6 protein-coding genes and 1 pseudogene are annotated in these 10,749 nt (G+C 70.8%); 3 read left to right on the top strand and 4 right to left on the bottom strand.

Annotation, left to right across the window (positions count from 1 at the left end; genetic code table 11):
- Window positions 1-136: 136 nt before the first annotated feature.
- Complete coding sequence (locus tag QJS31_RS37210) at window positions 137-2,098, bottom strand: molybdopterin-dependent oxidoreductase (RefSeq protein WP_306359024.1); 1,962 nt, start codon at window positions 2,096-2,098, stop codon at window positions 137-139.
- 72 nt (window positions 2,099-2,170) lie between these two features.
- Here QJS31_RS37210 and QJS31_RS37205 point away from each other — a divergent pair.
- Window positions 2,171-2,647 (top strand): annotated as a pseudogene (locus QJS31_RS37205) (arsenate reductase ArsC); the annotation flags it as partial.
- Window positions 2,648-2,657: 10 nt separating this feature from the next.
- Here QJS31_RS37205 and QJS31_RS37200 read toward each other — a convergent pair.
- Both QJS31_RS37200 and QJS31_RS37195 read right to left on the bottom strand, forming a co-directional pair.
- Window positions 2,658-5,339 carry a discoidin domain-containing protein gene (locus tag QJS31_RS37200; protein ID WP_306359023.1) on the bottom strand — a complete coding sequence of 894 codons (2,682 nt, stop codon included), beginning with the start codon at window positions 5,337-5,339 and terminating at the stop codon, window positions 2,658-2,660.
- A gap of 116 nt (window positions 5,340-5,455) precedes the next feature.
- The gene (locus QJS31_RS37195) at window positions 5,456-6,082 is read right to left on the bottom strand and encodes a TetR/AcrR family transcriptional regulator (protein ID WP_306359022.1); all 627 of its coding nucleotides are present in this window, start codon (window positions 6,080-6,082) and stop codon (window positions 5,456-5,458) included.
- A 36-nt stretch (window positions 6,083-6,118) separates the two neighbouring features.
- Between QJS31_RS37195 and QJS31_RS37190 the strand changes: the two genes are divergently transcribed.
- On the top strand, window positions 6,119-7,606 hold the full coding sequence (locus QJS31_RS37190) for a serine hydrolase (protein WP_306359021.1): 1,488 nt from the start codon (window positions 6,119-6,121) through the stop codon (window positions 7,604-7,606).
- A 16-nt stretch (window positions 7,607-7,622) separates the two neighbouring features.
- On the top strand, window positions 7,623-8,807 hold the full coding sequence (locus tag QJS31_RS37185) for a hypothetical protein (RefSeq protein WP_282786191.1): 1,185 nt from the start codon (window positions 7,623-7,625) through the stop codon (window positions 8,805-8,807).
- A gap of 12 nt (window positions 8,808-8,819) precedes the next feature.
- Here QJS31_RS37185 and QJS31_RS37180 read toward each other — a convergent pair whose 3' ends face one another.
- Window positions 8,820-10,550 (bottom strand): FAD-dependent oxidoreductase, encoded by a 1,731-nt coding sequence (locus QJS31_RS37180; RefSeq protein WP_282786192.1) that lies wholly within the window; start codon window positions 10,548-10,550, stop codon window positions 8,820-8,822.
- Window positions 10,551-10,749: the final 199 nt, after the last annotated feature.

Here is a 10,749-nt window from a genome sequence, read left to right as displayed (position 1 = left end):
CCCAGCGCCAGCGGCACCAGCGTGGTCTTCCCGGTGCCGGGCGGCGCGACCAGCACCGCTGTCCCGCGCTCCCGCACCGTCTCGACGATCCCGGGCAGGGCCGCGCGGACCGGCAGATCGGGTAGCTCCGGCAGCCTCATCGCGGCGTGATCCGCACGCGATTGTCGTGGAACACCGCGCCGCCGCCGTAGTCCGCATCCCGTTCGGCGATGGTCGCGTTCACCGTCGCACCGCCGGAGAACTTGGCCCAGCGGCCCTTGGTGGTGGCGGCCACACCGGGCCGCACCCGATCGGTGACCGCGACGACGGCCTCGAAACCGCCGCGGGCATTGGACACCAGCACCGGTGTGCCGTCGCTGAGTCCGCGGGCCGCGGCGTCCTCGGGATGGACGGCGACCGTGGCTTCGCCCGCCCGCCGCCGCAATTCGGGATTCGCGCCGAACGTGCTGTTCAGAAAGTAGTGCGAGGCAGCCGAAATCAGCACCAGACCGTCGCCCGGATCGCCCGGTGGCGTGTAATCGGGCAGCCGCTCGTGCCCCGCGCGCACCGCCCGCTCGGAGACGAAGCTCAGCTTGCCCGCCGGTACGGGCCCCTTGTCCACCTTCAGGAATCCCTCGGCGCGCAAGCGCTCGATATCGTGATCCTGCAACAGCTGCCGCGCCAACTCCTCGTCGGAGTCGTAGAGCGCCGGTTCGGTCATGCCCATCCGCCGGGCCAGGCGGCGGAATGTCTCGGTGGTGGACAGACATTCACCGGGCGGAGCCACCGCGGGCTCGTTCCACACCAGGTACAGGTGGCCGTATCCGGCGAGCACATCCAGATGTTCGGGCTGCATGGTGGCGGGCAGCACGATATCGGCGTAATCCACGGTGTCGGTGGCGAAATGCTCGAGCACGACGGTGAACAGGTCCTCCCGCCGCAGCCCCTCGATCACCCGGCGCTGATCCGGATTCGACCCGACCGGATTGGCGCCGATCACGAACAGCGCCTTGACCGGCGGATCATCGGTGTCGAGCAGTGCCTCGCCGAGCCGCGTCGAGGACAGTGTGCGCACCGGATGCGGCAGCAGATCCATGCGCCGCAGCTCCGCGTCCCGCAGCCGGAAATGCCCGCTGGTCGAATAGTGCAGTCCGCCACCGCGCATCGCCCAATCCCTGGTGACGCCGGGCAGGCAGGCCAGCGCCCGCAGCGCCATACCGCCGCCGTCGTGGCGCTGCATGCCCTGCGAGGCGCGAATGGCGGTGGGCCGGGTGCGGGCGATCCGCTCCCCGAGCGCCACGATGCGCCGCACCGGCAGCCCGGTGATCGCGGCCACCCGCTCCGGGGTGTATTCCGCGATGCGGGAACGGAATTCGGGCCAGCCCTCGGTGTGCTCGGCGAGGTAGGCGTCGTCCTGCGCGCCCAGCGACACGATGACGTGCATGAGTCCCAGCGCCAGCGCCGCATCGGTGCCGGGCAGCGGGGCGAGGTGTTCGTCGCAGCGCTCGGCGGTGCGGGTGCGCACCGGGTCGATGGCGATCGTGTACGCGCCGCTGTCCTGGATGAACTTCCACAGGTGATGACCGGAGGTGAGCGGATTGGTGCCCCACAGCAGGATCAGCCGGGCATGGACGAAGTCCTCCGGATCCATGCCGCCGGAGGTGCCGAGGGTGTACTTCAGTCCCGTCCCGCCCGCCACCGAGCAGATGGTCGGATCGTGCAGGCTGGCTCCCAGCACATTGAAGAACCGCCGCCCGGCGAAGCCCTCCAGCCCCTGGATGTAGCCGAGACTGCCGGTGCCGTGGAACGGCCACACCGCTTCGCCACCGTATTCCTCGGTGATCCGTGTCACTGCGTCGGCGATCTCGTCGAGCGCCTCGTCCCAGCCGATCCGCTCGAACCGGCCCGCGCCCTTGGGGCCGACGCGGCGCAGCGGATGACGCAGCCGATCGGGGGAATCGACTTGCTCCAGATAGCGATTCACCTTCACACACAGCGCGCCGCGGGTGACCGGATGCGCCTTGTTTCCACGCAGGCCGACCGCGACACCGTCGGCCACCGTCACCTCCCAGGAGCAGGCGTCGGGGCAATCGAGCGGGCACGCGCCGAGAACCTTCATGAAAACGATCGTATTCTGGCGGAGGATGCCCGGCCGCAGCCATGCGCCCGGCCCAGGTCTCCACACCCAGAGGAGGGGAAGATGACAGACGGTCCCGTCAACGCCCCGACACCTACCTCCGACGCCCCCGCGGGTCCCACCGTGCTGTTCGTGTGCACCCACAATGCGGGGCGCTCCCAGATGGCGCTCGGATTCTTCAACCGGCTGGTCGGCGATCGCGCCACCGGCTGCTCCGGCGGCTCCGAACCCGGTTCCGCGGTCAATCCGCTGGTGGTGCGGGCCATGGCGGAGCGGGGCATCGACATCTCCGGGGAGTACCCGCGGCGCTGGACTCACGATCTGGTGCGGGCCGCCGATGTGGTGATCGACATGGGCTGCGGCGACGCCGACCCGATTCTGACCGGTCACCGCTTCGAACAGTGGTGGCTGCCCGATCCCGCCGACCGGGATCTGGACGAGGTGCGGGCCATCCGCGACTCCATCGAACAGCGGGTGCGGCGACTGGTGACCGACCTCGGTCTGCCGGTGGTGGACCGGGCGCGGGTGTGAGACGCCGCGCTCAGCGCGGTGCGAACACCTCCAGCTCGGCGATGCCGGTGGGCAGGTCCGGCGTCGCGTCGGTGACGGATAACCGCAGGTAACGAGCCTCGGTGTCGGCGATGTCGCCGGAATCGGGAGCGGGGGTACGCGGAATCCAGCGGTCGCCGTCGGCGGAGAGTTCGACGGTGACGTCGGTGGGCGGCTCCGCCCACCGCACGACCACCCGGTCGATCGGATGCGTGGAGCCCAGGTCGACGATGAGGGTGGCGTGGTTGCCGTCGGCCGCCCAGCCGGTGGCGGTGCTGCCGTCGTTGGCGGCGCTGGCGTAGCGGCCCGGTTCGGCCGAACTCGCCGTGATGGGCGCACAGCGGGCCAGGTTGTCGGTGGGGGAGCGGTCCGGGCGGCGGGTGACCACGGTCAGCTCCCGGTCGCGGCCGAGCGTGTGCGCGCCGTCGGGCGTCCGCACCCGCAACGGCTCCCCGTCGGTGAGGGTGAGTCGGGTGTCGTCCATGCCGATCCGGGCGTCGAATGTGCGCCCCTGCCACCGTATTCCACGGATCATCACCTCGGATCCCAGCCGGGGTGACAGCGTCGGGTCGATCGTGATCGCGTCGATGTCCGCATGCAAGCCGAGCAGGCCGTCGGTGAAGATCTGGAGGAAGCCGCCCGCGGCGGTGACGAAGGTGAAGGCCGGTGCGCCCGCCAAGGGATCGGCGGCACCGGCCTTCTCGCCGCGCGCCTCCGCGAACTGTCCGAACGGCGCCCGCACGAACGGGCGCGCCGCGCGTTCGAGGTAGGTGTCGACGGCGCAGCCCGGCACCCCGATGGCGGCGGCGTCGACGGCGTGCACCGAATCGGTCATGGCCGGTCCGTCCGGATCGGTGCGCTGCGCGTAGTAGTCGAGCACCGCCGCCGCGACCTGCGGCGGCATCGGCCAGTCGAGCGGGTGGATGAGCAGCACGGTGTCGGCCTGTTTGCCGGGAGCGCCGGTGTAGCCGTCGAATTGCAGGAATATGCGCCGCGATTCGTCGAACGGCATGCGCAGCCGGTCGGCGACGACGGTCCATTCCGGGATGGCGGGCAGTCCGAGGATGTCGGCGGCGCGGGTCGCGTTGCGGAGGGTGAGGGCGGCCACGGCATTGGTGTAGACGCCGTCGCGCACGCCGTTGCTGTACTCGTCGGGTCCGGCGACATCGAGGATGGAATAGCTGCCGTCCGGATTCGGGGTCACCCGGGAGCTCCAGAACTCGGCCAGGCTGGACAGCATGGGCCAGCCGCGGGCGCGCAGCCAGTCGGCGTCGCCGGTGGCCCGGAAGTACTGCCACACCGCGAAGGCGATATCGCCCTGGAGATGGATCTGGGTGAAACAGTGCGGCGGATCCCAGCTGTGGCATTCGGCGAGATCGCCGCGGCTGGCGCTGGTCCACGGGTAGAACGCGCCCCGGTAGCCGAGCCGCTCGGCATTCGCCCGTGCCGCGTCCAGGGTGCGATAACGGTATTCCACAATGGATTTCGCCAGGTCCGGTGCGAACCGCAGCAGCGCCGGGAACACCCAGATGTCGGCGTCCCAGAACACCGCGCCCCCGTAGTTGTCGCTGCTCAGGCCGACGGGTGAGACGCTGTCGTGCTGGCGGGCACGGGTGGCGGAGTACAGCGAGTACAGCGCGCCGCGAATCCAGTTCTGCACATCGGGCCGGTCGGGCACCTCGATATCGCCGCGCCACAGCTGCCGCCACGCGGCGGCGCTATCGGCGAGCAGCCGCGACCAACCCGTCTCCGCCGCCCGCCGTGCGGCGGACAGCGCGGCTGCCCCGGGATCGGGGGCGGTGAGCGCGGTGTCCACCGCGACGAATTTGGTGAACTCGTAGCGGTGGCCCGCCCGGACCTCCCGGTCGAGCCGCTGGGTCGCCGTCAGTTCGGCCAGCCGACCCGTGGCGTCGGCGTCTGTATCGGCGCGCAGGACGGATGCCACCGCCCCATCGACATCGGTGCCCGCCGTGCGGAATCCGACCCACTGGGCATTCCCGCTCGACGCCGCGCCACCGGTCGGCAGCACGCGCCGCGCCGCGGCGCCGTCGAGCACGTCGGTCACCGTCAGCTCCCCGGACCAGTGCGGCACCAGGGTCAGCCGCACCGCGCCCACATGCTGGTCCGTGCGGCTGGTCAGCACCTCGTACACCAGGTCGGTGGCCCGGCCGTCCGGTGCGGTCCAGCGCACCTCGGTGCGCACCGCGCCGCAGCGCAGGTGCAGCGTCTGGCTGAAATCCGAGAGCTGCGCGGCGGCGGTGGTGGCGTCGTAGGTGTACCCGCCCGCCTCGACGGTGAGCCCGGACCAATTCGGCACGGCCGCCACGACCTCCCGGTCGTCGGCCACCCCCGGGGTGTGGGCGTACAGCCCGGCCACGAACGCGCCGTCGTAGGCGGGCGTGTACAGCGGCCACCCGGTCATCTCGGTGGTCGCGGTATAGCCGCCGCCGCGCGTGGGCACCCGCAGCCCGAGGTAGCCGTTGCCGACGAACGGATGCCGATCGATACCCGCGTCGACCTCCGTATTCGACGGCGACCACGCGGATCCCGCGGTATCGGGACAGGCGGCGGCGTCCCGCCCGGTCTCGGGCTGCCGCACCGCCAGCAGCACCGCGGCCGCCACGAGCACCGCGGTGAGGGCGATCCCGGTCAGGACCTTGGCACGATCCGACAAACCACTACCTCCACATCCGTGGAACCGGTGTCACATCGGGTGGAACCGTCTCGATTGTTCCGTACCCCCGCCAACCGGCGACGACGCGGGGCGAAAACCGCCGCCCACGGCGTGAATCATCGTTCGTGATAACGGCATTCGCCGGTGAATACGAGAGACAGCGGCGGCCGCAGCGCGGCGTCCACCGCGTGCGCGCCCGGGGGCGGGGCCAGGCCGAGCGCATCGGCCAGGCCGCGGGTGGTGGCCAGGATCATGGTGGCGGCGGCGGCGCTGTCCGCCGCCGTGTCGACCTCGCCGCAGTGCTTGCCGTTGTCGATGGCGGCGGCGATGCGCCGGTGTGTGTCGGCGGTGGCCCGGGCGGCGATCGCGGCGAGGGATTCGTCGGTGAAGGCCGCGGTCCAGAGGGTGCGCTCCACTCGGAACTCGGTCGTCCGCTCCGCGTCGACCGGCAGCAGTTCGCGCAGACAGTCGAGCAGCATGGTCGAAATCGGTTCGCGCGCCGCCTCGCCCGCCTCGATGCGGGTGGCGATGCGGGCGTCGATGCGGCGCAGGCAGTCGGCGTAGGCGAACCGCAGCAAGGCGTCCTTGTCGGCGAAATAGTGCTGGATGAGTCCGACCGAGATGCCCGCCTCGGCGGCGACGCGCGCGAAGGTGACGCGGGAGAGGCCGTCGTCGGCCAGGAGGCGCTGGAAGGCGCGGGCCATCTGCTCGCGGCGTTGATCGTGGTCGGCGAAACGTGGCACGTGACAATCATACCGTCATATGGTTACCGTTCCAATATGAACATATTGCTACGGCGATCGGCGTGGCTGCTGCCGGTCCTCGCGCTGCTGCTCGGTTGCGCCCCTACGGAACCGGAACGCTCCGGCGGTGCGGACCTGTTCTCACGCATGGACGATTTCGCGCGCACCCGGATGAGCCAGGCCGATCTGCCGGGGTTCGCCTACGCCGTGGTGGAGAAATCGGGGACCGTGCACACCGGCACCTTCGGGCACGACGGGGACGGCCGCGAGATCACCGCGGCGACGCCGTTCCTGTGGGGCTCGGTCGCCAAACCGGTCACCGCCACCCTCATCACCGCCATGGCCGCGGCCGGGGAGTTGCGCCTCGACGCGCCCGTGACCGAATACCTGCCGTCGTTCCGGCTCCGGGACGCCACCCGCTCGGCCCGTATCACCCTGCGCCACCTGCTCGAACAGACCAGTGGCCTCGCCACCACGACCCGCTACACCGATCGCACCGATCCGGATCGTCGACCGGGGGATGTGCTGCCGGACCTGGCCGACGCCGAGTTGGTGAGCGAGCCGGGCACGCGCCACCACTACTCGAGCACCAACTACCTGCTGCTGTCTGCGGTGGTGGAGGCGGTCACCGGCAGGCCGTTCGCGCGGGTGCTCGACGAACGGGTGCTCCAACCGATCGGCATGAGCGCGGCCGTGACGAGCGCGGCGGAGGCGCAGCGGGTACCCCGGGGGCATCGGTTCGTCTTCGGCCGACCCGTGGCCTTCGCCACCGGCTACGACCCGGCGGGCGTCGGTTACGGATACCTCGGCGGAACCCTCGGCGACGCCGCCGCGTTCGCCCGCGCCGCGCTCGGTGGCGGCGGCATCACCGCGGACCAGCGCGAAGCCATGTTCCGGCCGGCGGTGCGGACCGGTGCGGACGACTCCTACGGGCTCGGCTGGCGTAGCCGGACGCTGGCGGGCACCGACACGCCAGCGATCTGGCACGGCGGCGCGGCTCCCGGCTACTTCGCGCAGGTGATCCTGCTGCCGGAGCGGGAGCGGGCCGTGGTGATGCTCGTCGACGCCTACGGGATTCTGCACGAATCACATTTGCTGGACACCGGATTCGGGCTGGCGCAACTGCTCTCCGGCGGCGCGGCGACCCCGCGGCCGCCCGACCGGACCTACGCGCTCGCCCTCGGGGTCCTGATCACCCTCCTCGCCCTGCTGGTCATCGCGGTCGGATTCGCGGCGCGCGCCCTCGCCCGGCCCGTGCGGCCCGGTGGCCGGTGGCGTCGCGCGTTCGGGGCCGCCGCCTGGGTGGCGGGTCCGGCGGCACTGCTCTACGGCACGGCGCTGGCGCTCCCCGATCGGCTGGGTGTCGAGCTCGGCCGGATCGTGCTGTGGGCCCCCGACATCGCGTGGCTCGTCTACGGTGTGATCGGAACCGCCGCACTCCTGCTCGCGCTGCGTCTGCTGACGGCGGCGCGGGCTGTCGGTGGGTGGCGGCAGAATCGGACTGCGATCGGCACGGACGAATGATGGGGAGAGCGCGGGGATGGAGCAGGAGCGGTTCGCCGAGGCGGTGCTGGGGAGTCTGCGGGCACACGGGGTGACGGACGCGGAGTACCTCGCGGACGAGTTCTCGATTCGGCACAGCGGTGACCGAATCGTGTACCTGGGCAATATCTTCCGGGAGTGTGCCGGATACGAGGCGGCCGAGCGCGCCGAACGGATCGCCCACTTCGTGGCCGCCATGACCAGTTCCGATGAGGCGCCGGAGGATTGGGCGCAGGTGCGCCCGCTGCTGCGGGCCGTGCTGCGGCCGGTCACCTACGGTCTGGACGACTTCGACCGGATGAGCGCGCCGCTGAGCCGCCCCGCGTTCCCGTTCGTCAACGAGACGGTGGTGGTCGACCTGCCCCGCACCCGCGCCTACGTGACGCTCGACATGGTGCGGGACTGGGGTGTCGAGCCGGAGACCGTATTCGCCGCCGCGCGCGACAATCTCGCGGAGCTGGCCCGTCCGGGATCACCGGAGGAACTGAATCTGCTGCGCTTCGTCGACGACGGGGACGCCTACTTCGGCTCCTGGTTGCTGCTGCCCGGCTGGCTGGCCGGCTACGCCGGGGGCGAGCACCGCCCGGTGGCGTTCATCCCCGACGACCACACCCTGCTCGTGGTGCCCGACGATCCGGAACTGCTGCCCGCCGTCTTCGAGATGGTGGAACAGCAGTACGGCGAGGCGGCCCGGCCCATCTCACCGCAGGGGTACACCCTCGACGAGTACGGCATGGTGGTGCCCTACGACCAGGCCGGTCCGGAACCGGTCCCCGAGTACGCGCGACGGGCCCGCAGCGGCCTGGCGGTGACCGAATACGGCATCCAGACCCGGATCCTCACCGCCAAATTCGAGGAGGACCTCGATCTGGAGCCGCTCAGCGATGTCGAACCGGCCATGGTCGGCGCGGTCATGTTCCAGTCCACCGACGACGGCCCGGTCACCTCCACCATCGTGGGCGAGGACGTGGAATACCTGCTGCCCGAAGCCGATTACGTGCACTTCGCGCGCATGGACGCCGACGGCGAGATCGACCTGGTGTGCACGGTGCCGTTCGATACCGTGGTGCAGCTACTGGGGTTGGTGCCGATTCCGGGACTGCATCCCCCGCGCTTCGAACTGCGCCGGTGGCCGGACGAGGCGACGCTGGCGCGGCTGCACGCGGCGGCGGTGGCGCTGTGATAGGGGAGATCCTCAGGCGCGCTGCGGATCTCCGGTGATCTCCACGATCGGCAGCCGCAGGGCGGCCGGTGCCGCCGCCGGAACGACCGGATGTGCCGGGGCCACCGGTCGCACCCGCCGATAGGGCGCGCCCGGGGCGGGCCGGGGATCGGCCTCGCCCCGATTGGGCCACAGCGATATCGCGCGCTCGGCCTGGGCGGTGATGGTGAGCGACGGATTGACGCCCAGATTCGCCGAGATCGTGGAACCGTCGATCACGTGCAGGCCCGGATGACCGTAGAGCCGGTGATAGGGGTCCACCACACCGGTTTCGGGGGAATCGCCGATCGCGCAGCCGCCGATGAAATGTCCGGTCATGGGGATACCGGCCACCGCGCTCATCGAGCCGGTGGGAATACCGTCGATCTTGTCGGCCACCCGGCGCGCCACCTCGTGTCCGGCCGGAATCCAGCTCGGATTGGGTTCGCCCTCACCCTGTCTGGTCGTCATCCGGCGGCCGAACAGCCCGCGCCGCGTGTAGGTGGTGATGGAGTTGTCCACCGACTGCATGACCAGCAGGCCGATCATCTCCTCCGACCAGCGCCGGGGATTGTGCATGGTGGCGAGATCCCGTGGCCCGCGACGCATCTCCCGCAGCCACAGCCGCCAGTTCGGCGTGCCGTCGTCGGAGCCGACCATGGCGGTGACCATGAGCGCCAGCGCGTTGCTGCCTCTGCCGTAACGCACCGGCTCGACATGGGTGTCGGGGTCGGGATGGATCGACGAGGTGATCGCGACACCACGGGTGTAGTCCGAGCCCCGGCGACGGGTGCGCACCGACAGCAACTCCTCGGAATTGGTGCGCGACAGATAGCCCAGCCGCGGTGAGATGTGCGGCAGCGAACCGGAATCGCGCAGCCGGTGCAGCAGCCGCTGGGTGCCGAGCGCCGCGGCGGAGAACACCACCTGCTCGGCCGTGAACACCCGCCGACGCGTGCGCAGCCAGCGGCCCGTGCGCACCGTCGCCACGGCGTAGCCGCCGGTCTCCAACGGCCGCACGTCGACCACCGTGGTGAGCGGATGCACCGCCGCACCGGCGGCCTCGGCGAGGTACAGGTAGTTCTTCACGAGGGTGTTCTTGGCATTGTGGCGACAGCCGGTCATGCATTCGCCGCAGTGGGTGCAGGTGCGGCGGGTCGGGCCGACGCCGCCGAAGAACGGGTCGGGCACATCGGTGCCCGGCCGGATTCCCTTGCCGCCGAACAGCACTCCCACCGGTGTCGAACGGTAGGTGTCGCCCACGCCCATCTCCTCGGCGACCTCGCGCAGCACCCGGTCGGCGGGCGTGGTGGCCGGGTTGACGGTGACGCCCAGCATGCGCTTGGCCTGGTCGTAGTGCGGAGCGAGTTCATCGCGCCAGTCGGTGATGTGCGCCCACTGCCGGTCGGCGTAGAAGGCGGCGGGCGGCTCGTACAGGGTGTTCGCGTACACCAGCGAACCACCGCCGACGCCCGCCCCCGCCATGATGAAGGTGTTCTTCAGCAGGGTCAGCCGCTGGATGCCGTAGCAGCCGAGTTTCGGGGCCCACAGGAATCGGCGCAGCCGCCAGGAGGTGCGGGCGAATTCGTCGTCGGCGAAGCGTCGCCCGGCCTCCAGTACGCCGACCCGGTACCCCTTCTCGGTCAGCCGCAGCGCGGTGACGCTGCCACCGAACCCCGAACCGATCACGAGTACGTCGTAGTCGAAACCCTTGCCGTCACCCATGCCGTCGAGATCCACGCTGCCCGCACCTTTCGCCGTCGCTGCCGATTCGCTCCACCGTAGGAGCGGTCACGGCCGCGACGGGACACAGCTGCGGTCAGGAAATCGGTACTTTCGGCCAGGCGGGTGGCGGCGCCGTGGTCGACTACCGGCGGCGCGAGGTGGTGCGGCCGCGCGCCGAACCCGCGATCCGTTCGCCGCG

This window comes from Nocardia sp. CC213A (assembly GCF_030766805.1).
GTDB classification, from domain to species: Bacteria; Actinomycetota; Actinomycetes; order Mycobacteriales; family Mycobacteriaceae; genus Nocardia; species Nocardia otitidiscaviarum.
Note: the sequence above shows the minus strand (reverse complement) of the source record. Positions and strands in the feature narration are given on the sequence as shown.